This window comes from Planomonospora alba (genome assembly GCF_039534085.1).
In the GTDB taxonomy this organism is placed as follows: domain Bacteria; phylum Actinomycetota; class Actinomycetes; order Streptosporangiales; family Streptosporangiaceae; genus Planomonospora_B; species Planomonospora_B alba.
In genome coordinates this window covers 120,383-141,487 of sequence record NZ_BAAAUT010000012.1, presented here as the reverse complement: position 1 = coordinate 141,487, position 21,105 = coordinate 120,383, and the positions used below count along the sequence as shown (strand labels likewise).

The 21,105-nt window shown below is 73.8% G+C and carries 22 protein-coding genes and 1 riboswitch; of the genes, 16 read left to right on the top strand and 6 right to left on the bottom strand.

All coding sequences use genetic code 11. The annotated features are described in order from the left end of the window. Window positions 1-38: 38 nt before the first annotated feature. From ABD823_RS09755 to ABD823_RS09740, 4 genes are all read left to right on the top strand, one after another. The gene (locus ABD823_RS09755; protein WP_344858030.1) at window positions 39-674 is read left to right on the top strand and encodes a TetR/AcrR family transcriptional regulator; all 636 of its coding nucleotides are present in this window, start codon (window positions 39-41) and stop codon (window positions 672-674) included. Next, complete coding sequence (locus tag ABD823_RS09750; RefSeq protein ID WP_344858028.1) at window positions 671-2,191, top strand: glycerol-3-phosphate dehydrogenase/oxidase; 1,521 nt, start codon at window positions 671-673, stop codon at window positions 2,189-2,191. The genes ABD823_RS09755 and ABD823_RS09750 overlap by 4 nt, the downstream gene beginning before the upstream one ends. A gap of 179 nt (window positions 2,192-2,370) precedes the next feature. Then, window positions 2,371-3,288, top strand: a complete 918-nt coding sequence (locus tag ABD823_RS09745; protein ID WP_344858027.1) for a ferredoxin family protein — start codon at window positions 2,371-2,373, stop codon at window positions 3,286-3,288. A gap of 102 nt (window positions 3,289-3,390) precedes the next feature. Next, window positions 3,391-3,705, top strand: coding sequence for a WhiB family transcriptional regulator (locus tag ABD823_RS09740; RefSeq protein WP_012893126.1), 315 nt, complete (start codon window positions 3,391-3,393; stop codon window positions 3,703-3,705). A 53-nt stretch (window positions 3,706-3,758) separates the two neighbouring features. Here the strand turns inward: ABD823_RS09740 and ABD823_RS09735 are convergent, their stop codons facing one another. The 4 genes from ABD823_RS09735 to ABD823_RS09720 form a co-directional block, all read right to left on the bottom strand. After that, the gene (locus tag ABD823_RS09735) at window positions 3,759-4,412 is read right to left on the bottom strand and encodes a phosphoribosyltransferase (RefSeq protein WP_344858025.1); all 654 of its coding nucleotides are present in this window, start codon (window positions 4,410-4,412) and stop codon (window positions 3,759-3,761) included. A gap of 89 nt (window positions 4,413-4,501) precedes the next feature. Next, window positions 4,502-5,620: a ribosome small subunit-dependent GTPase A gene (gene rsgA / locus ABD823_RS09730; RefSeq protein WP_344858023.1), complete on the bottom strand. Its 1,119-nt coding sequence runs from the start codon at window positions 5,618-5,620 to the stop codon at window positions 4,502-4,504. A gap of 324 nt (window positions 5,621-5,944) precedes the next feature. Continuing rightward, entirely contained in the window at window positions 5,945-7,204 is a 1,260-nt protein-coding gene (glyA, locus tag ABD823_RS09725) for a serine hydroxymethyltransferase (RefSeq protein ID WP_344858021.1), read from the bottom strand. 32 nt (window positions 7,205-7,236) lie between these two features. Beyond that, window positions 7,237-7,317: riboswitch (ZMP/ZTP riboswitch) on the bottom strand. After that, the gene (locus ABD823_RS09720; RefSeq protein ID WP_344858019.1) at window positions 7,310-8,308 is read right to left on the bottom strand and encodes a YihY/virulence factor BrkB family protein; all 999 of its coding nucleotides are present in this window, start codon (window positions 8,306-8,308) and stop codon (window positions 7,310-7,312) included. It overlaps the preceding riboswitch by 8 nt. 178 nt (window positions 8,309-8,486) lie before the next feature. On the opposite strand from ABD823_RS09720, the gene ABD823_RS09715 reads away from it, so the two are divergent. The 6 genes from ABD823_RS09715 (at window position 8,487) to ABD823_RS09695 (ending at window position 12,402) form a co-directional block, all read left to right on the top strand. Further along, window positions 8,487-8,612: a hypothetical protein gene (locus ABD823_RS09715; RefSeq protein WP_344858017.1), complete on the top strand. Its 126-nt coding sequence runs from the start codon at window positions 8,487-8,489 to the stop codon at window positions 8,610-8,612. Window positions 8,613-8,850: 238 nt separating this feature from the next. Then, window positions 8,851-8,934 carry a putative leader peptide gene (locus ABD823_RS34595; protein ID WP_377295148.1) on the top strand — a complete coding sequence of 28 codons (84 nt, stop codon included), beginning with the start codon at window positions 8,851-8,853 and terminating at the stop codon, window positions 8,932-8,934. Between the two features lie 147 nt (window positions 8,935-9,081). Then, window positions 9,082-10,764, top strand: a complete 1,683-nt coding sequence (locus ABD823_RS09710; protein ID WP_344858015.1) for a nitrite/sulfite reductase — start codon at window positions 9,082-9,084, stop codon at window positions 10,762-10,764. Continuing rightward, on the top strand, window positions 10,761-10,904 hold the full coding sequence (locus ABD823_RS09705; protein ID WP_344858013.1) for an Insertion element protein: 144 nt from the start codon (window positions 10,761-10,763) through the stop codon (window positions 10,902-10,904). Before ABD823_RS09710 ends, ABD823_RS09705 begins: the two co-directional genes overlap by 4 nt. Then, window positions 10,901-11,629 (top strand): phosphoadenylyl-sulfate reductase, encoded by a 729-nt coding sequence (locus tag ABD823_RS09700; RefSeq protein WP_344858011.1) that lies wholly within the window; start codon window positions 10,901-10,903, stop codon window positions 11,627-11,629. Before ABD823_RS09705 ends, ABD823_RS09700 begins: the two co-directional genes overlap by 4 nt. Further along, the gene (locus ABD823_RS09695; RefSeq protein ID WP_344858010.1) at window positions 11,626-12,402 is read left to right on the top strand and encodes a sirohydrochlorin chelatase; all 777 of its coding nucleotides are present in this window, start codon (window positions 11,626-11,628) and stop codon (window positions 12,400-12,402) included. The genes ABD823_RS09700 and ABD823_RS09695 overlap by 4 nt, the downstream gene beginning before the upstream one ends. Before the next feature lie 150 nt (window positions 12,403-12,552). Here ABD823_RS09695 and ABD823_RS09690 read toward each other — a convergent pair whose 3' ends face one another. Together ABD823_RS09690 and ABD823_RS09685 are read right to left on the bottom strand one after the other, a co-directional pair. After that, window positions 12,553-12,858 carry a sigma factor gene (locus ABD823_RS09690; protein WP_344858008.1) on the bottom strand — a complete coding sequence of 102 codons (306 nt, stop codon included), beginning with the start codon at window positions 12,856-12,858 and terminating at the stop codon, window positions 12,553-12,555. Window positions 12,859-12,950: 92 nt separating this feature from the next. Further along, on the bottom strand, window positions 12,951-13,739 hold the full coding sequence (locus tag ABD823_RS09685; protein ID WP_344858006.1) for a DUF1707 SHOCT-like domain-containing protein: 789 nt from the start codon (window positions 13,737-13,739) through the stop codon (window positions 12,951-12,953). Window positions 13,740-13,872: 133 nt separating this feature from the next. Between ABD823_RS09685 and ABD823_RS09680 the strand changes: the two genes are divergently transcribed. The 6 genes from ABD823_RS09680 to ABD823_RS09655 all read left to right on the top strand — a co-directional run bounded on the left by ABD823_RS09680 (window position 13,873) and on the right by ABD823_RS09655 (window position 21,067). Then, window positions 13,873-15,312 carry an ankyrin repeat domain-containing protein gene (locus tag ABD823_RS09680; protein WP_344858004.1) on the top strand — a complete coding sequence of 480 codons (1,440 nt, stop codon included), beginning with the start codon at window positions 13,873-13,875 and terminating at the stop codon, window positions 15,310-15,312. Between the two features lie 156 nt (window positions 15,313-15,468). After that, complete coding sequence (locus ABD823_RS09675; protein WP_344858002.1) at window positions 15,469-17,100, top strand: isovaleryl-CoA dehydrogenase; 1,632 nt, start codon at window positions 15,469-15,471, stop codon at window positions 17,098-17,100. Between the two features lie 49 nt (window positions 17,101-17,149). Beyond that, complete coding sequence (locus ABD823_RS09670) at window positions 17,150-17,578, top strand: OsmC family protein (protein ID WP_344858000.1); 429 nt, start codon at window positions 17,150-17,152, stop codon at window positions 17,576-17,578. 184 nt (window positions 17,579-17,762) lie between these two features. Continuing rightward, window positions 17,763-19,883: a glycogen debranching protein GlgX gene (gene glgX, locus ABD823_RS09665; protein WP_344857998.1), complete on the top strand. Its 2,121-nt coding sequence runs from the start codon at window positions 17,763-17,765 to the stop codon at window positions 19,881-19,883. 42 nt (window positions 19,884-19,925) lie between these two features. Continuing rightward, window positions 19,926-20,669: a pyrimidine reductase family protein gene (locus tag ABD823_RS09660; RefSeq protein ID WP_344857996.1), complete on the top strand. Its 744-nt coding sequence runs from the start codon at window positions 19,926-19,928 to the stop codon at window positions 20,667-20,669. A 44-nt stretch (window positions 20,670-20,713) separates the two neighbouring features. Next, on the top strand, window positions 20,714-21,067 hold the full coding sequence (locus ABD823_RS09655; protein ID WP_344857994.1) for a hypothetical protein: 354 nt from the start codon (window positions 20,714-20,716) through the stop codon (window positions 21,065-21,067). The last annotated feature ends 38 nt before the right edge of the window (window positions 21,068-21,105 follow it).

The window sequence follows — 21,105 nt, the reverse complement described above, 5'->3', positions numbered from 1 at the left end:
GGTCGGTCGTCGGAGTTTCCACCTCTACACTGTGACACATGACGTCCATCCGTCACAACGCGGGCGGCCCGGCGAAGGGCTCCACCGACGCGCTCCTCGACGCGGCCCGCGAGGTGGTGCTCGCCGTCGGGGTGCGGCGCACCACGCTCACCGACGTGGCGCGCCGGGCGGGGCTGTCCCGCATGACCGTCTACCGCCACTGGCCCGACGTGCGCAGCCTGGTCGCCGACCTGATGACCCGCGAGTGGGTGGCGGTCGCCGGCCGCTTCGCCGCCGACGACCCGGTCACCGCCGCCGTGGGGGCGGTCCGGGCGCTGCGCGGCCACCCGCTCTGGCGCAAGATCGTCGAGGTGGACCCGGAGCTCCTCCTGCCGTACCTGCTGGACCGCCGGGGCTCCAGCCACGACGCCATGCTCGCCCTCGTCGAGTCGGCGATCGCCCGGGGGCAGGCCGCCGGCACCGTACGGTCCGGCGACGCGCGGCCGATGGCCCGGGCCGTGCTGCTGACGGCCCAGTCGTTCCTGCTGTCGGGCGCCACCATGCTCGACCCGGCCCACCCCGGCGACCCGGGCGACCCGGCCGGCCCCGATGGCCCGGGCGGGCCGGATCCGGTGACCGAGGACCGGCTGGACACCGAACTCACCGTGCTCCTGGAGAGGTATCTGTCGCCGTGAACTCCTCCCTCAACGCCGCCCGCCGCGCCCGCGAGCTCGCCGAGCTGGCCGGCGGCCCGGCCGTCGACGTGCTGGTGGTCGGGCTGGGCGCCACCGGGGCGGGCGTGGCGCTCGACGCCGCCTCGCGCGGCCTCTCGGTCGCCGCGATCGACGCCTTCGACCTGGCCTTCGGCACCTCCCGGTGGAGCTCCAAGATGGTCCACGGCGGTCTGCGCTACCTCGCCAAGGGCCAGGTCGGGGTGGCGCACGAGAGCGCGGTGGAGCGCGGCGTCCTGCTCGCCCGCACCGCGCCGCACCTGGTGCGGGCCCAGCCGTACCTGCTCCCGCTGACCCCGGAGGTCTCCCGTCTCCAGGCGGCCACGGTGATGGCCGGCTACCGGCTCGGCGACGGGCTGCGCGCCGCGGCCCGCACGCCGCGCCGCCTGCTGCCCGGCCCGTCGCGGATCTCCGCCGCCCGGGCCCGCGAGCTGGCCGCCCCGCTCCGGGCGGACGGCCTGCGCGGGGCGCTGCTGTCCTGGGACGGGCGGCTGGTCGACGACGCCCGGCTGGTGGTGGCGCTGGCCCGCACCGCCGCCGCGCACGGCGCGCGCGTCCTGACCCGCTGCCGCGCCCTGGAGCTGAGCCGCGAGGAGGTCCGCGCCCGCGACGAGCTGACCGGGGAGACCTTCACGATCCGGGCACGCGCGGTGATCAACGCCGCCGGGGTCTGGGCCTCCCGGCTGAACCCGGCCATCCCGCTGCGCCCCTCGCGCGGCACCCACCTGGTGCTCCGCCCCGAGACCCTGCCGGGCCTGCGGACCGGCCTGCACGTGCCGGTCCCGGGGACGGTCAACCGCTTCGCGCTGGTGCTGCCCCAGCCGGACGGGCGGGTCTACGTCGGGCTCACCGACGAGCCGCTGGAGGGTCCGCTCCCCGACGTGCCGGCGGTGCCGGAGGAGGACGTGGTCTTCCTGCTGGACCTGCTCAACTCGGTGCTGGAGACGGCGCTCCGGCGCGAGGACGTGGCCGGGGCCTTCGCCGGGCTGCGCCCGCTGCTGGCCGCCGACGGGCACACCGCCGACCTGTCGCGCCGGCACGCGCTGCTCACCTCGGAGGACGAGGTGATCACCGTCGTGGGCGGCAAGCTCACCACCTACCGGCGGATGGCGCAGGACGCGGTCGACCGGGCCGTGCGGCTGCGCGGCCTGGGCGCGGGGCCGAGCCGTACGGCCCGGCTGCCGCTGGTCGGGCACCTGCCCGCGGGCACCCGTCCGGCGGACCGGCTGGCGGAGCGGTACGGGAGCGAGGCGCGGGCCGTGCGGGCCCTGACGGCGCGTGATCCCGCGCTGGCCGAGCCGCTGCCCACCGGGGTCACCGTCGCCGAGCTGGTCTGGGCGGTCCGGCACGAGGGGGCGCTGGACGCCGGCGACCTGCTGGACCGGCGGACCCGGATCGGGCTGGTGCCGCAGGACCGCGAGGCGGCGCTGCCCGCGGCGCGGGCCGCGCTCGCCCACCCGGAGGGCGCCGCCTCCGCGTGACGGAACCCCCGCGGAATCCACGGCGCGGAGGGCGTGATGGAGCCCGTGCCGCGGGAAGGGGACGACCGCGGCTGCAACAGATCATGGCGAAACCCCATCGCATACCCTCTAAAGCGTTAGGTTAGTCTTACCTAAGCCTGGATAGGGTGGTGTGTGAACGTCGGGGAGGGGCGACAGGCATGACGGCGAAGGGATGCACGCATCCCCTGGGGTGCCACGGCGGACGGCTGCCGGTCCACGCCAGCGCGACGGTCGGCGCCCGGTTCTGGCTGCTCATCGAGCACTCCGGCCCGTGGGCCTCGCACCTGGAGGACTGCCGGCTGCCCGAGGGCGTGCACACCCTCATCGAGCGGGCCACGCGGCTCGGCATCCGCCCCCAGCTGATCCGGCGGCCCGGGCGCCGCACCCCCGCCCCCGGGCCGGGCATCCACGTCATGGTCGCCGACGCGCGCGGGCCCGAGCCGTGGCTCGCCGAGGGCGTCGTCGCAGGTCCTGACGATCTTGACCTGGACGCGCTGGTGGCCGGAGCGCTCCCCGCGTCCTGCATACTGGTGAGTGAGCCGGTTTTCCTGGTCTGCACGCACGCCAAGCGCAACGCGTGCTGCGCCCGCATCGGGCTGCCGCTGGCACGTTCCCTGGCCGAGGTTTGGCCGGACAGAACCTGGGAAACATCACATGTTGGCGGCGATCGCTACGCCGCCAATCTCGTATGCTTGCCACACGGGCTCTACTACGGCAGCATGTCTCAGGCTGCTGCGATCGCAGCGGCGAACGCGTACCGGTCCGGCGAGGTCGTCCTCGACCGTTTCCGGGGACGCGCAGGCATCCCTGAGCCACTGCAGGCCGCCGAGCATTTCATCCGTGTCCACACGGGAGAGCTCTCGGTCGGCGGAGTGGCCGTGGAGTCCTCAAGGTCGGACGGCGACGCCACCGAGGCCATCGTGCGCGGTGGTGACGCTCGTTTTCGGGTAGTGGTTGAACCCATGACGCTCACAGCGCCATGCGGTACGGCTTGCGCCGAGACGATCACCACCTATCGGCTGGTCGCGCTGGACAGGGTCACTCCTGTGCGGTATGCCACGCCCGTCCTGACCTGACCGGGGAACATCACGGCCGATCCGCGCGTTGGCACCAAGGATGTCAAAAGCGTCCAATGCGGCAGTAACCCGAAATTCTTCTCACTAGAAGGTGGTTTTCTCATGTCTCAGGTACGTCGGCAGACCGCCCGTCCTCGGCCCAGCTGGGGCTGGCAGGATGACGCCGCGTGCCGGGGCGAGGACCTCGTGCTCTTCTTCGGTCCCGATGGTGAACGTCAGCCCGAGCGTGACATCCGCGAGCGCAAGGCCAAGGCCATCTGCGCCCAGTGCCCCGTCCGCGCCGAGTGCCTCGACTACGCGCTGTCCCGTCCGGAGAAGTACGGCACCTGGGGCGGTCTGAACGAGGACGAGCGCGCCTCCGAGCGCCGTCGTCGCATGCGCCGCGCCGCCAGCGCCGGCATCAGCGCCGTCGCCTGAACACCTCCACCCGGCTTCCCCCGCACGTGTGATCTCGCCTCTCCCCCGCGAGATCACACGTCGCCGCGTGCGGACCCCCTGCCGAGCAGCCTGAGGACGTCCCCGTCGTCGAGCTGGTCGAACCTGCGGTACCACTGCCCCACCGCGTGGAAGCGCGCCGGCGTGGCGAGCACCACCACCTCGTCGGCCTCCGAGCGCAGGGCGTCCGCCGTCTCCGGCGCCCCCACCGGCACCGCGAGCACCAGCCGTCCCGGCTCCCCCGTCCGGACGGCCCGGAGCGCGGCCCTGGCGGTGACCCCGGTGGCGAGCCCGTCGTCGACCACGACCACGTCGCGGCCCGCCGTCGCGGGCGGTCTGCGTCCTCCCCGGTAGACCGCGACCCGGCGGGCCACCTCGGCCCGCTCCCGTGCGACCACCCGCGCGAAGTCCTCCTCGGCCGACCTCGTGCGCCTCAGCATGCCCGGGTCGAAGACCGGCTCCCCGCCCTCGGCGACCGCGCCCACCCCGAGCTCCGGGTATCCCGGGCAGCCGATCTTCCTGCTGACCAGCACGTCCAGCACGCCCTCCAGCCGCCGGGCGACCGGGACCGCCACCGCCACACCCCCGCGCGGCAGCGCGAGCACGACGGGGGCGCGCAGCCCGAGCCCGGACAGCCGCGCGGCCAGCAGGGTCCCGGCCTCCGCCCTGTCGTCGAAGGGCAGACGCACTTCCGGATCTCCGTGCGCGGGCGTCCGCCCCCCCGGCCCCGCGGCCGGGGAGGCCCTACCGAACTTCACACGACGGTCATACCCACATGTCAGGGACGATTACGACCCGACCGCCGCATCTCCTTGTGGATGACCTTCCACTTGTTCTGCATCTCCTTGCGGAGCCGGGCGTCGGTCCGGGAGGCCATCCAGGCGGCCTCCCGCTGGAGCTTGTGCCAGCTGACCAGCCGCCGCTCCGGGAGCGTGCCGTCCTCGATCGCCGCGACGACGGCGCAGCCGGGCTCGCCGTCGTGCCCGCAGTCGGCGAACCTGCACTCCTCGGCGAGTTCCTCGATGTCGGAGAAGACCGCGTCCACGCCCTCGCCCATGTCGTACAGGCCGATGCGCCGGATGCCGGGCGTGTCGATGACGAGCCCGCCGCCGGACAGCGGGATGAGCTCGCGGTGCACGGTGGTGTGCCGGCCCCGCCCGTCACCCGCCCGCACCTGCTGGGTCTCCATCACCGTCTCCCCGGCCAGCGCGTTGACCAGCGTGGACTTGCCCGCGCCCGAGGCGCCCAGCACCACGGCGGTGCGGGAGCCGGCGAGGTAGCCGCGGACGATGTCCACGCCCTCACCGGTGACGGAGCAGACCGGGTGCACGTCCACCCCGGGCGCGGCCGAGGCGACCTCCCGCAGCAGGAAGTCGAGGCCCTCCCCGATCAGGTCGGACTTGGTGACCAGGACCACCGGCCGGGCACCGCTCTCCCAGGCCAGGGCGAGCAGCCGCTCGATCCGGCCCAGGTCGGCGGTGTCGGTGGCGTGCAGGGCCGGCTCGGCGACGAACACGACGTCGACGTTGGCGGCCAGCACCTGGCCGTGGGAGTCGCCGGACAGGCCGCCCCGCGAGGTCCGGGCCACCCCGCCCCGGACGAAGGCGGTACGGCGCGGCAGGAGCGCCTCCAGCTCGAAGCGGCCCTCGGGCAGGCGCCGGAGCGCGGCCCAGTCCCCCACGCAGGGCAGGGCGACCGGGTCGTCGGCCGCGGCCCGCCGTACGCGGGCGCTGTAGTGGGCGGTCAGATGGCCGTCGGCCCCGAGGACCTCGGCGGCGCCGCGGTCGACGCGGGCCACCCGGGCGGGGACCGTACCGGCGGGGAGCCCTGCGGCGAGCGAGTCGTCCCAGCCGAGCGCGGAGAGATCGTGGGAACCAGGGAGAACTGGCGAAGACAACGTGGGTACACCCTTTTTTTGAAGAGCCGGGTGCCCCGCGTTCGGAGAAGCGGTCAGACGGACACCCGGAGGCTGACGGACGGCATGGTCGTCAGAAAGACCCGCATAGTCCTCACCTCCCGATGTCATGGCCGCCCGCTGTCAGGGCGGCGAACCTCACCAACTATAGCGCAGAAGCGCTCCGCGATCACAAGCGATTAAACGCCCGCGGAGCGGTGTCCCCGGGTCGCCCGCGCCACCGCGCCTGCGGCCGCGCCGTAGGGGCTCGGCGGCGGCCGGCACCGGGAGTCCGGCGCGGGCCGCCGCCGGACTCCCGGGTCCGCCTTACAGGCCGGGGGCAGGGAAGCGCGAGGTCAGCTCGCGGACCTCGGCGTGCACCCGGGTGATGACGTGCTCGGCCTCGTCCTCGTCCTTGGCCAGGGCGGTGACGACCTGGTCGATCCAGGCGCCGATCTGCCGCATCTCGGCCACGCCCATGCCCCGGCTGGTCACGCCCGCGGTGCCCAGCCGGATGCCCGACGGGTCGAACGGCTTGCGCGGGTCGAACGGCACGGTGTTGTAGTTGGTCTCCAGACCCGCCCTGTCCAGCGCCTGGGCGGCGGGCTTGCCGCCGACGCCCTTGGGGGTCAGGTCCATCAGGATGAGGTGGTTGTCGGTGCCGCCGGAGACCAGGTCGAACCCGCGGGCCAGCAGCTCCTCGGCCAGCGCCCGGGCGTTCGCCACGACCTGGTGGGCGTAGTCCTTGAACGCGTCGGTGGCGGCCTCCTTGAGCGCCACCGCGATGGCCGCGGTGGTGTGGTTGTGCGGGCCGCCCTGCAGGCCGGGGAAGACGGCCTTGTTCAGCGCGGCGGCGTGCTCGTCGGAGGTGGCCATCAGCATGGCGCCGCGCGGGCCGCGCAGCGTCTTGTGGGTGGTGGTGGAGATGACGTCGGCGTGCCCGACCGGCGACGGGTGGGCGCCGCCGGCGACCAGGCCCGCGATGTGCGCGATGTCCGCGGCGAGGACGGCGCCGACCTCGCGGGCGATCTCGGCGAAGGCCGGGAAGTCGATCGTGCGGGGGATCGCGGTGCCGCCGCAGAAGATCAGCTTGGGGCGCTCGCGGAGGGCGATCTCGCGGACCTCGTCCATGTCCACGCGGCCGGTGTCCTTGCGCACGCCGTAGCGGACGGGGTTGAACCACTTGCCGGTGGCCGAGACCGACCAGCCGTGGGTGAGGTGGCCGCCGAACGGCAGGCCCATGCCCATCACCGTGTCGCCGGGCTGCAGGAAGGCCATGTAGACCGCGAGGTTCGCCGGCGAGCCGGAGTAGGGCTGGACGTTGGCGTGGTTCACGCCGAACAGCGACTTGGCCCGCTCGACGGCGAGGGTCTCGATCTGGTCGATGACCTGCTGGCCCTCGTAGTAGCGCTTGCCGGGGTAGCCCTCGGAGTACTTGTTCGTCAGGACGGTGCCGGTGGCCTCCAGCACGGCCTTGGAGACGTAGTTCTCCGAGGCGATCAGCTTGACCGTGTCGGTCTGGCGGCGCTCCTCCGCCTTGATCAGTTCGGCGATCTGCGGGTCGACGCTGGAAAGAGAACTACTCATGGCGCCTTCACTCCCCTGTCATCGTTGACGAGTGCGGAGACCCAGGCGCGCGGCCTCCGCCGTTCCGCTCCCCGGTGGTTCGTCCACCCAATGCGCCAGTCGCGCTCAAACGATATCGGACCGGCCCGCGCGGCCGGTGCGCCCGTTGCCGTCGACGGGCCAGAGCCGGTCCACCTCGGCGTTGAGCGTGGCGCCGATGAGCACGGCCAGGGCGGTGATGTACAGCCACAGCAGCACCGCGATCGGGGAGGCCAGGGAACCGTAGATGGAGACCGGGGTGAACCAGTCGGCGAGCACCGCCCGCAGCACCGCGGCGCAGGCGATCCAGACGATGATCGCCAGCACCGCCCCCGGCGTCTCCCGCCACCAGCGGGTGCGCACCGGCACGCTGACGTGGTAGAGCAGCGTGAGGAAGCAGATCGAGCCGACCACGACCACCGGCCAGTAGAGCGCGTCCACCAGCCCGCCGTAGCGGAGCGGCAGCGTGCCGCGCAGCGCCTCCGGGCCGAGCACGAGGACCGGCATGACGAGCAGCCCGCTCAGCAGGCCGGCGAGATAGAGCCCGAAGGACATCAGCCGGGTGCGGATGATGCCGCGCTCCTCCCCGAGCCCGTAGGCCAGCGCGATGAGGTCCACGTAGACGTAGAGCGCCCGCGAGCCCGACCAGAGCGCGAGCACGAAGCCCAGCGAGATCAGCGGGACCCGGTTCTCGGGCCTCAGCACGTCGGAGACGAGGGGGGTGACGACGGTGTCCACGGCGCTGTCGGTGAACAGCAGGTGGGCCTGCCGGTCGATCCAGACGGTGACGTCCTGCACCGTCTCCGGGCCGAACACCTTCGTGAGCTGGCCGACCACGCCGATCAGGCCCAGCACGAACGGCGGCAGCGACAGCAGCGCGAAGAACGCCGCCTCCCCGGCCAGGCCGGTGACCCGGTAGGTGACGCCCGCGTTCGTGGTGGCCACGGCCAGCGACCAGACGCCGGTGCCGCGCACCCAGGTGAGCCCGGCCCGCAGCTTCGCGCTGTGCCGGCGCAGCCGGGAATGCCCCCGGGGCGGGCGTTTCCGCGGCCCGGACCGCCGTGTCGAGGCATCGGTGGACGTCATGGCACCCCACGGTATTCCCTGCGGCCTGCCCGCCACGAGTTCGATCACGGCCGTCCGGGCCACGGCCTTGCTCCTGCGCCTACCCGTACGACCAGCGGCGGAACACGGTGCGGGAACACGGCGGGGCACTCCGCGCCCGGTCCCGGGACGCCGGCGGGGCCGGACGCACAATGGAGGCATGATCTGCGATGCGTGCAAGGACCGCCGCCACGGGGAGTGCCGGGGCGGCTCGTGGTGCGACTGCCAGCACAGGCCCGCCGCCGAGCCCAAGGAGTCGCCGCTGGTCTGGCCGCGCCAGGGCTGAACCCGGCCGCGCGCCCGGCCGTACGCCCGGCCGTGCCAGGGCCGAGCCCGCCCGCGCGCGGCCGCGCACCCCGCCGCGCCCGCGTGACCGCGCCTGCTGAGGCCGCGCGCCCGCCCGTCCTCGCCCGCCCGTCCTCGCCGGGCCGGGGGCCGGGGACCCGCGGGCGTCCCGCGGGGCGTGCGTCCAGAGTGTGGACCTGATATTGGACATCTCGGGGCGCCGGGGTATCGTTCTGGACATGCCAGCGGACCCCATGCTCGTCGTGCGACGCCACGTCGACCTTCTGCGTGTCCGCAGCGCGATCTGTCGCACCGCCCGTTGACCGTCGCCCTTCGCTGATTCCAGCAGGCCCGGGCGCGCGACAGGCGTTCTTCTCCAGGAGCGATCGAACCCCCGCACTCGACGATGAGGCGGGAGGTGCCTGTGCGTGTCCGCACCCGTTTTCCCTTCGATCCATAAGGACGCGCACATGACGACCCCGGCCCGTCCGGCCAACCGCCACCACAAGCGCCCGCGCGGCGAAGGACAGTGGGCTCTCGGCTACCGCGAGCCGCTGAACAAGAACGAGGAGCTCAAGAAGAACGACGACGGGCTCAACGTCCGTCAGCGGATCATCGACGTCTACTCCAAGGGCGGCTTCGACTCCATCGACCCGGCCGACCTGCGGGGCCGGATGCGCTGGTACGGTCTCTACACCCAGCGCAAGCCCGGGATCGACGGCGGCAAGACCGCGGTCCTGGAGCCGGAGGAGCTCGACGACCGCTACTTCATGCTCCGTGTCCGCATCGACGGCGGCCAGCTCACCACCGAGCAGCTGCGCGTCATCGCCGAGATCTCCAACCTCTACGGCCGCGGCACCGCCGACGTCACCGACCGGCAGAACATCCAGCTGCACTGGATCGAGATCGAGTCCGTCCCCGACATCTGGGCGCGGCTGGAGGCGGTCGGCCTGTCGACCACCGAGGCCTGCGGCGACACCCCGCGCGTCATCATCGGCTGCCCGCTGGCCGGCATCGACACCGGCGAGGTGATCGACGCCACCCCGCACATCCGCGAGATCTACGACTCCTTCGTCGGCAACCCCGACTTCTCCAACCTGCCGCGCAAGTTCAAGACCTCGGTGAGCGGCTGCCCCGCGCACTGCGCCGTGCACGAGATCAACGACGTGTCCTTCGTCGGCGTCGTCGGCGAGCAGGGCGAGCGGGGCTTCGACCTGTGGGTGGGCGGCGGCCTGTCCACCAACCCGATGCTCGCCAAGCGGCTCGGCGTGTTCGTCTCCCCCGAGCGGGTCTCGGAGGTCTACGCCGGCGTGATCGGCATCTTCCGCGACTACGGCTACCGCCGCCTGCGCCACCGCGCGCGGCTGAAGTTCCTGGTCAACGACTGGGGCGCCGAGAAGTTCCGCGAGGTCCTGGAGAAGGAGTACCTCGGGTACGCGCTGCCCGACGGCCCCGCCCCCGAGCAGCCCCGCGGCGGGCGCCGCGACCACGTGGGCGTCCACCCGCAGAAGAACGGCGACTTCTACGTCGGCTTCGCACCCAAGGTCGGCCGCCTCGACGGCGACAAGCTGCACCTGATCGCCGACCTCGCCGAGCGGTACGGCTCCCGCCGGGTCCACACCACGGTCGAGCAGAAGATGGTCATCCTCGACGTCGCCCCCGACAAGGTCGACGGCCTGGTGGCCGAGCTGGAGGCCAACGACCTGCAGGTCAACCCCTCCACCTTCCGCCGCCAGACGATGGCCTGCACCGGCATCGAGTTCTGCAAGCTGGCGATCGTCGACACCAAGAACACCGCCTCGACCCTGATCGACGAGCTGGAGGCCCGGCTGCCGGACTTCCGCGAGCCGCTGACCATCAACGTCAACGGCTGCCCGAACTCCTGCGCGCGCATCCAGACCGCCGACATCGGCCTGAAGGGCCAGCTCGTCGTGGACGACGCCGGTGAGCAGGTCGAGGGCTTCCAGATCCACCTGGGGGGCTCGCTGGGTGTCAACGCAGGCTTCGGCCGCAAGGTCCGCGGCCTGAAGACCACCGCCGCGGAGCTGCCCGACTACGTCGAGCGGGTGCTGCGCAACTTCGACAAGCAGAAGAACGAGGGCGAGACCTTCACCGAGTGGGTCCAGCGCGCCGACGAGGCGGACCTCAAGTGAGTGAGCGGGCGGTCCCCTTCCACTGCCCGTACTGCGGCGAGGAGGACCTGGAGCCCTACGAGGGCGACGGCGGCTGGTACTGCCGCTCGTGCGCCCGCGCTTTCAAGCTGAAGTTCCTGGGGATCGGAGTGCTCAAGTGACTCTCGTGGACGTCGAGATCGGATTACGCCGGCAGCGCGGTGCGCTCGACCTGCAGGACATCGTCGAGTCCGCCGCGCGCTTCCTGGAGGACGCCCCCGCCATCGAGATCATCCGCTGGGCGGCGGCGACCTTCGGCGACCGGCTCTGCCTGACCGCCTCGATGAGCGACGCGCTGATGATCGACCTGGTCAGCAAGGTCAAGCCCGGCGTGGACGTGCTGTTCATCGACACCGGCTACCACTTCGCCGAGACGATCGGCACCCGGGACGCCGTCCAGCAGGTGTACGACGTCAACGTGATCAACGTGCGGCCCTCCCGGACCGTGGAGGAGCAGGAGCGCGACCTGGGTCCGCGGCTGTTCGGGCGCAACCCCGACCTGTGCTGCTACCTGCGCAAGGTCGAGCCGCTCAACCGGGCGCTGGAGCCGTACCTCGCCTGGGTGTCCGGCATCCGGCGCGACGAGTCACCCACCCGGGCCGGGATCAAGGTCGTGGAGTGGGACGCCAAGCGCCAGATGGTCAAGATCAACCCGATCGCCCGGTGGACGCAGACCGACGTCGACAACTACATGGCCGACAACGGCGTGCTGATCAACCCGCTGCACTACGACGACTACCCGTCGATCGGCTGCGCCCCCTGCACCCGGCAGGTGGCGCCCGGCGAGGACCCGCGCAGCGGCCGCTGGGCCGGGATGGGCAAGACCGAGTGCGGCATCCACACGTGAGCCGCGTCCCCGGGGTCCGGCGGGGACCGGCGGGCCCGCCGGTCCCGCTCGTCGCCGTGGCGCACGGCTCCCGCGACCCGCGCGCCGCGGCGACGGTGGAGGAGCTGCTGGAGGCGGTCCGGCGGACCCGCCCGGACCTGCCGGTGCGCGTCGCCTACCTCGACCACGCTCCGCCGACGCTCGCCGGGGCGCTGTCCGGGCTGGCCGAGGCGGCGGTGCTGCCGCTGCTGCTCACCGAGGCCTACCACAGCCGGGTGGACATCCCCGGCGCGCTGGCCGAGGTGGCGGCCCGGCACCCGCGCCTGCGGGTGCACCGGGGCGCGACGCTGGGGCCGCACCCGCTGCTGACCGCCGCGCTGGAGCGGCGGCTGGCCGAGGCGGGGGTGCCCGCCGGGGACCCGGAGACCGCCGTGGTGCTGGTCTCCGCGGGCTCCAGCGATCCCCGCGCCAACGCGACCGTCGCCCGGATCGCCCGCGCCTGGGCCCGGCCCGGCTGGTGGCCGGCGACCGCGGCCTACGCCTCGGCCGCCGCGCCCGCCCCCGAGGAGGAGGTCCGGCGGCTGCTGGCCGCCGGCGCCCCGCGCGTGGCCGTCGCCCCCTACCTGCTGGCGCCCGGCCTGTTCGCCGACCGGGTGCGCACGCGCACCCTCGCCGCGGGGGCCTGCGCCGTCGCCGGCGTCCTGGGCGCGGCCCCGGAGGTCGCCGCCGTGCTGCTGGAGCGGTACGGCCAGGCCGTGCGGGGGACGGAGGCCCCCGTCGCCGCCACCGCCTGATCGGGGGACGGTCCGGGGCCGGACGCGCCCGCTCCCGGGCCGTCAGAGGTCTTCCGCGGTGCGGCGGGCGGTCACCCGGCGTCCAGTGGATACCTGTTCTCGATGTGTGGCGGCAGGGACTCGTCCACGGAGCGGCAGTCGGGTCCGCTCTCACACGGCTCGCTCCTCACGACGCTCGGCGGCCGGGTCCCGGCCCGCCTCATCCGGGAGGGTCTCGGTCGGGACCTCCCCCTTCCATCTCCGCCGCCACCAGGTGGCGTGCGTGTTGGCCAGGATCCGGTACACGTAGGGGTCGGGGTTCGCTCCGACCCTGCGCCAGGCGAACCACGCCTTGGCGAGCGCCGTCTGCAGCAGGTCCTCCGCCGTGCCCCAGTCGCGGCACAGCGGGTACGCGGTACGGAGCAGACGGGCCGACCGCTGCTCGACGTAGCGTTCGGAGTCGGCCCGGTCACGCATGCGGCAGTCCTCACTGTTCGGTGATGGTCACCGATCTCTACCGCCTGGCACCCGCCGGGCGTTGCACGCGCCGGGAGATCCGCTCCGCCGGGTCAGCGCTCCGGCGGGCCGGGCGGCGGGGCCTGCGGAGGCAGGGGCGGCTGCGGGGCGTGCCCGCCGTGCGCCCAGCCGTGCGCGCCCTGCCCCGGGTGCGCCTGCCAGTGCGGTCCGGGCGGCGGCAGCGGCCGGTACGGCTCGCCCGTCAGCTCCCCGCGCAGCTCGCGCCACTGCTCGCGCCAGGCGGCCCAGGCCTTCTTGGTCCTGCCGGCCCGGGCGTCGCCGATCACCTTGACGTCGCCCATGAGGGCGAACGCCTTGACCCGGATCAGCGGCACGTTCGCGCCCGGGGGCGCTTCGAGCACGTCGACCCGCTTGTCCCCCATGACCGCGAGGCCCTCGAGGTCGACGTCCACGCCGTCCGGGACGATGATCTTCACGTCGCCCATGACCGCGGTGGCGGCGATGTCCACCACGCCGGTGCGGACCTCGGCCTCGCGCAGGTCCAGCACGACGTCGCCCATCACGGCCACCGCGCCGAGCTCGCCGTCGATGCGCCACTTGCCGCGCCGCTTGGAGTCGCCCATGACGGCCACGAACCAGCGCCGGGCCCGGCCGCCGCGCTCCGGCCCGGGCGCGTGGACGGGGGCGGGCGCCCGCCCGGCCGCCGGCAGGTCGGAGGTGATGACGTCCAGCTCCGCCCGGGTGACGGCGCCGTAGGCCGCCTCCGTCCGCTCGGTCAGCTCGCCGAGGGTCAGCCGCCCCTCGACCGAGGCGACCCGCAACCGCTCGACGACGGCCTCCCGCTCGGCGTCCGACGCCCGAATCCCACCTGACTCGCTCACGGTTCACAACATATCTCGATTATCCGGGCCGGTCTCCTCCTGCGGGAGGAGCAGCCCGTCCGCCGGACGGCGCAGGCGCCTGCCACGCGGTACGGCTCCGCCGGCGGGCCCGCCCCGCCTATGATTTCGAGGCATGTACGCAGAGCTGCTGGACGCGGTGGTCGGGAACGACGTCGAGCGGGTGGAGGCCCTGCTCCGGAAGGGCGCGCCCGCCGATCCGCCGGGCGAGGCGGACAGCACCGCGCTCTACCGGGCGGCGGTCGGCGGCAGGACCGCGATCGTGCGGGCGCTGCTGGCCGCCGGAGCCGACCCGGACCGGCTGAGCGGCGACGAGTCGGAGGGGCTGCCGCTCTGCGCGGCCGCGGCGTGGGGCCACGCCGAGACGGTCGAGGCGCTGCTGGCCGCCGGGGCGGACCCGGCCCGGCGGGAGAGCCACGGGTGGACCCCCGTGCTCTGGGCCGCGGCCAACGGCCACGCCGACGCGCTCCGCGTGCTCCTGGACGCCGGGGCGGCCGCCGAGGACGCCCTGGAGGGCGGGACGACCGCCCTCACCCTGGCCGTCCGGCGCGGGGCGCTGGGCGCCGTGCGGGCGCTGCTGGAGGCCGGGGCGGACCCCGCCCGGCCGGACGGCGACGGTGACACGCCGCTGGCGATCGCCTACGACTGGCTCGGCACGCACCTGGAGACCGCCCTGCTGGAACAGGTCGCCGAGCAGGCCCCCGAGGACGCGGAGTTCGTCGTGGAGCGCTCCCGCGCCGCGGACGGCACCGACCTGGTGACCGTCACGGCGGTGCGGCCCGGCGGCGCGGCCTCCGTGGTCGAGTGCCAGCGCGGTCACGCGGCCATCGCGACCCTGCTGGAGGACGCGACCGGTGAGCGGCTGCCCTTCGAGGAACTGGTCGAGCGGGCGCTGCCGTACCGGGACCTCGACGAGGAGGCCGAGACCTGGTGGACGATCGTGGAGTCCCTGCAGAGGCGCGGCGACCGGGAGACCTTCGACGAGACCGTCCGCCTGTGCGCCGCCGAGGACCCGCGCCGGCGCGAGTTCGCCGTCGACCTGCTCTCCCAGTTCGGCGCCGCCGAGGGCGAGCGGCCCTTCGCCGAGGAGAGCCTGCCGGTGCTGCGGCGGATGGCCGCCACCGAGGGCGACGAGCGGGTGCTGCGCTCGGTGCTGGGCGCGCTCGGCCACCACGCCGACCCGCGCGCCCTGCCCGAGGTGCTGGAGATCATCACGGCGGAGGGCTGGACCCGCACCGAGGCCGACCCGGCGGCGCTGGCCGCGGTCCTGCCCGCCGGCCACGCCGAGGGGCTGGCGCTGCTCGTGTCCATGACCGAGGATCCCGATCCGGACGTGCGCGACTGGGCGACCACGGGCCTGGCCGGCCTGGAGGAGGACACTCCGCAGATCCGCGACGCGCTGGCCGCGCGTCTCGGCGACGAGGACCTGGGCACGGTGGCCGAGGCCGCGCGGGGGCTGGCCCGGCGGGGCGACCCCCGGGCGCGGGCGGGGATCGAGCGCGTCCTGGCCGAGAGCGACGACGACTACGCCAGGGACATCGTGGCCGGCCTCTGACGGCCCCGGCGACGGGTCCGGCACCCCTTCATTACCCATCAGTAACGGGACGAATAATCTCTATTGCGACATGTCACCATGTGCGGGAAATGTTGAGGTAGACAGAACCCCGGCGGCCGGCGGGCCCGGCGCCGGCAGCCGACCCGGAGGCCGCACGTGACCACCCACGACGTCTTCAACCAGGTCCCCCCGCTCACCGGTCACGACGTGTCCGCCGACGCCGCCCTCCAGGAGGGCCTGGAGCGGGAGGGCGCCGGCTGGTACGCCGGCGAGCTGCGCCGCCTCGGCACGCTCGCCGGCACGGAGCAGGCGGCCGAGTGGGGGCGGCTGGCCAACGAGCACCCGCCGGTGCTGCGCACCCACGACCGCTACGGCCACCGCGTCGACGAGGTCGAGTTCCACCCCGCCTGGCACGAGCTGATGGCCGTCGCCGTCGGCGGGGGCCTGCACGCCGCCCCGTGGGCGGCCGCCCGGCCGGGCGCGCACGTGGCCAGGGCGGCCGGGTTCTACGTCTGGAGCCAGGTCGAGGCCGGGCACGGCTGCCCGATCTCCATGACCTACGCGGCCGTCCCCGCGCTGCGCCACGCCCCCGAGCTGGCCGCCGAGTGGGAGCCCCGGCTGGCCTCGCGCGAGTACGACTTCGGACTCCGGCCGGCGGCGGCCAAGCGCGGCGTGCTGGCCGGCATGGCGATGACCGAGAAGCAGGGCGGCTCGGACGTGCGCGCCGGCACCACCCGGGCCGAGCCGCTCGGTGACGGCACCTACGCCCTCACCGGCCACAAGTGGTTCAACTCCGCCCCGATGTGCGACGTGTTCCTCGTCCTGGCGCAGGCGCCCGGCGGCCTGACGTGCTTCCTGCTGCCCCGCGTGCTGCCCGACGGCACCCGCAACGCCATGCACCTGATGCGGCTGAAGGACAAGCTGGGCAACAGGTCCAACGCCAGCGCCGAGGTGGAGTACCACGGGGCCGTCGCCTGGCGGGTCGGCGAGGAGGGCCGGGGCGTGCGGACCATCCTGGAGATGGTCAACATGACCCGGCTGGACTGCGTGATCGGCTCGGCCGCCGGCATGCGGTACGGCCTGCGCCAGGCCGTCCACCACGCCGCGCACCGCAGCGCGTTCGGCCGCCGCCTGATCGACCAGCCGCTGATGCGCAACGTCCTGGCCGACCTGGCGGTGGAGTCGGAGGCCGCGACCGCGCTGATGACGCGCCTGGCCGGGGCGGCCGACCGGGCCGCCGCCGGGGACCGGGCCGAGGCCGCGCTGCGCCGTACCGCGCTGGCCGTCGGCAAGTACTGGGTGTGCAAGCGCGGGCCGGCCCACGCGGCCGAGGCCATGGAGTGCCTGGGCGGCAACGGCTACGTCGAGGAGTCGCAGCTGCCGCGGCTGTTCCGGGAGTCGCCGCTGAACGGCATCTGGGAGGGGTCGGGGAACGTGGCGGCGCTGGACGTGCTGCGCGCCCTGGGCCGCGAGCCGGAGGCCCTGGAGGCGTTCACGGACGAGGTCGCCCTCGCCGCCGGGGCGGACCGGCGCCTGGACGAGGCCGCCGACCGGCTGCGCAAGTCGCTGGGGGACCTGGCGGACGTCGAGTCCCGCGCCCGCCGCCTCGCCGAGGACATGGCCCTGGTCCTGCAGGGCTCCCTGCTCGTGCGGTACGCGCCCGCGGCCGTCGCCGACGCCTTCTGCGCCTCGCGGTTGTCCGGCGGAGGAGGCCGCGCCTTCGGTACGCTCCCTTCCGGACTGGATCTTGACACCGTCATCGGCAGGGTCACGCACCCCGGCCTCTGAACGGCGTATGTTCGCTCATGAACAGCTGATCGATCGAAGGGATATCGCCATGGCGACGACACGTACCGCGACGACCCAGTGGAAGGGCTCCCTGATGGAGGGCTCCGGCACGGTCTCGATGGACTCCTCCGGGGTGGGCACGTTCGACGTGTCCTGGCCCGCCCGGGCCGAGCAGCCGGGCGGCAAGACCTCTCCGGAGGAGCTGATCGCGGCCGCCCACTCGGCCTGCTTCTCGATGGCCCTCTCCCACGGCCTGGCCCAGGCGGGCACGCCGCCGCAGACGGTGGAGACGAAGGCCGACGTGACCTTCCAGCCGGGCGAGGGCATCACCGGGATCGTCATCTCCGTCCGCGCCCACGTCCCGGGCATCAGCGCCGAGGACTTCCAGACCGCGGCCGAGACGGCCAAGGCCAACTGCCCGGTGAGCAAGGCGCTGGCGGGCACCACGATCAGCCTCAACGCCGAGCTGCTGAGCTGATCCGCGCCCGGTCGTGACCGCGTGCGCCCGGGCCGGGCGCACGCGGTCACGGCCCGGGTGGCGGCGTCCGGCCGGCGGCCCCGCCGCCTCCGCGCCGCCTTCCCCGGCGCCCCCGGCGTCCCGGAGGGCGACGGGAGCGGCGCACCCGCACGCGAAGCCCGACCGGAGGAGAACAGGGAGACACATGCGCGAAGTCTGGCCGGGAGAGCCCTATCCCCTCGGCGCCACCTGGGACGGGGTCGGCACCGGTTTCGCCCTGTTCTCGGAGGTCGCCGAGCGGGTGGAGCTGTGCCTGTTCGACGACGACGGGCGCGAGGAGCGGGTCGACCTGCCCGAGGTGGACGGGTTCGTCTGGCACGGCTACCTGCCGGGCGTCATGCCGGGGCAGCGGTACGGCTACCGTGTGCACGGCCCCTTCGAGCCCTCCCAGGGGCACCGGTGCAACCCCAGCAAGCTCCTGCTGGACCCCTACGCCAAGGCGGTCGAGGGCGAGCTGGCCTGGGACGAGGCGCTGTTCTGCTACCGGTTCACCGACCCGTCGGCGCGCAACGACTACGACAGCGCGCCCTTCATGCCGAAGAACGTGGTGATCAACCCGTTCTTCGACTGGGGGACCGACCGGCCGCCGCGCACGCCGTACCACCAGACGGTGATCTACGAGGCGCACGTGCGCGGGCTCACCATGCGCCACCCGGCGGTGCCCGAGGAGCAGCGCGGCACCTACGCGGGGCTGGCCCACCCGGCGGTCATCGACCACCTGCTGAGCCTGGGCGTCACGGCGGTGGAGCTGATGCCGGTGCACCAGTTCGTGCCCGAGCACGCGCTGGTGGCCCGGGGGCTGACGAACTACTGGGGCTACAACACCATCGGCTTCTTCGCCCCGCACAACGGCTACGCCGCCAGCGGCCGGCGCGGTGAGCAGGTGCTGGAGTTCAAGGCCATGGTCAAGGCGCTGCACGAGGCGAACATCGAGGTCATCCTCGACGTGGTCTACAACCACACCGCCGAGGGCGACCACATGGGTCCCACGCTCTGCTTCCGGGGCATCGACAACGTCGCCTACTACCGGCTGCACGACGGCGACCGGCGCTACTACCTCGACTACACCGGCTGCGGCAACTCCCTCAACGTCCGCTCCCCGCACGCGCTCCAGCTCATCATGGACTCCCTGCGCTACTGGGTGCTGGAGATGCACGTGGACGGCTTCCGCTTCGACCTGGCCGCCGCGCTCGCCCGCGAGCTGCACGACGTCGACCGGCTGAGCGCGTTCTTCGACCTGATCCAGCAGGACCCGGTGATCTCGCAGGTGAAGCTGATCGCCGAACCGTGGGACGTGGGGCCCGGCGGCTACCAGGTGGGCAACTTCCCGCCGCTGTGGACCGAGTGGAACGGCAAGTACCGCGACACGGTCCGGGACTTCTGGCGGGGCAGCGGCTCGGCGCTGCCGGAGTTCGCCTCCCGGCTGACCGGCTCGGCCGACCTGTACGCCACCTCCGGCCGCCGCCCGGTCGCCTCCATCAACTTCGTCACCGCGCACGACGGGTTCACCCTCACCGACCTGGTCTCCTACGACCGCAAGCACAACGAGGCCAACGGGGAGGACAACCGGGACGGCACCGACGACAACCGGTCGTGGAACTGCGGCGCCGAGGGCCCGGTCGAGGACCCCGCGATCGTGCGGCTCCGCCGCCGCCAGCGGCGCAACTTCCTGGCCACCCTGTTCATCTCCCAGGGCGTGCCGATGCTGCTGGCCGGGGACGAGCTCGGCCGGACGCAGGGCGGCAACAACAACGCCTACTGCCAGGACAACGAGGTCTCCTGGATCGACTGGTCGCTGGCCAGGACCGAGGGCGACCTGCTCGACTTCGTCCGGGCCCTGTCGGAGCTCCGGCGCGAGCACCCGGTCTTCCAGCGGCGCCGGTTCTTCCGCGGCCGCGTGGCCCCCGACGGCGCGCGCGACATCGTCTGGCTCACCCCGGCCGGGGTGGAGATGTCGGCGGGCGACTGGCACACCGGTTACGCCAAGTCGCTGACGGTCTTCCTGAACGGCGACGCCATCACCGAGCCCGGGCCGCGCGGCGAGCGCATCGTGGACGACTCGTTCCTGCTGCTGATCAACGCCCACCACGAGGACATGGCCTTCACCCTGCCCGAGGCGCTGTACGGCGGCGCGTGGCGCACGGTGCTGGACACCGCCGACGAGGTCGTCTCGGGCGAGCCGTTCTCCGACGAGACCTGGACCCCGGGGTGCGTGGTGCCGGTGACCGCGCGCTCGATGCGGATCCTCCGCTGCCCCCGGTCCTGAGCCGGGTCCGCCCCCGGGCGGCGGCTGTGCCAGGGTGGGGGCATGCGCCTGATCCATCCCGTTCCTCCCTCCGGCCCGGCCCCCGGCGACCTCGACCCGGCCGGCCTCGCCCGTCTCTACGCCTATCCCGGCGGCCCCTGGCTGCGGGTCAACATGGTGGCCAGCGCCGACGGCGGGACCTGGCTGGCGGGGCTGTCCGGCGGGCTGTCCGGCGCGGGCGACCGGCGGGTCTTCGGGGTGCTGCGCGGGCTGTGCGACGTGATCCTGGCCGGGGCCGAGACGGTCCGCAGCGAGGGGTACGGCCCGGCCCGGCCGAGGGAGTCGTGGCGGGCGCTGCGTGAGGGCCGCCCGGCGGCCCCGGCGATCGCCGTGCTCACCCGCCGGCTGGAGCTGGACCTGGACTCCCCGCTGTTCACCGAGGCGGAGCCGGGCGCGCGGACGATCGTCGTCACCTGCGAGGCCGCCCCCGCGGACCGGCGCGCGCGGGCCGCCCGGCACGCCGACGTCATCGTGGCCGGGGACGGGCGGGTGGACCTGGCCGCCGCGGTCGAGGCGCTCGGCGAGCGGGGCCTGGAGCGGGTGCTGTGCGAGGGCGGGGCGCGGATCAACGGCCAGCTGGCCGCGGCGGACCTGGTCGACGAGCTCTGCCTGACGGTCAGCCCGATGCTGGTCGGCGGGAGCGCCGTCCGCGTCCTCGACGGCCCTGACGTGCTCACCCGGCTCCGCCTGGCCCACGTGCTGGAGGAAGACGGCTTCCTGTTCACCAGATATGTGCGATCTTCGTAACGGATCCGCTGGACACCGCCGCAAAGAGACGATATATCTCGACTATGGACAGATCACCCGGCGATGAGCTGCGTGCGGCGGTCGAGGCCCGCCGCGAACTCGGCCCCGAGTTCGAAGACTCCCTGATCGAGGGCTTCCTGGAGAAGATGGACGCCGAGATCGACCGGCGGGTGGACCAGCGCCTGGCGGCCCACACCCCCGCGATCCGCCCCTCGGTGGCGGCCGGGCAGCGGCTCGCGCTCTCCATCGTCTCGCTGAGCCTGGGCGTGCTGGCCACCGTCGGCCTCACCTTCGCCGGGGACGAAGGCATCTACGTGATCATTCTCATGTGGCTGGGCATCGTCGGGGTGAACTTCGCCTTCACCAGAGGCGGCCGGCCGAACGGCCCGCAGCGCTAGCCGGCCGCCTCCGGTCCGGAGGCGGTTCCGGTGCGGAG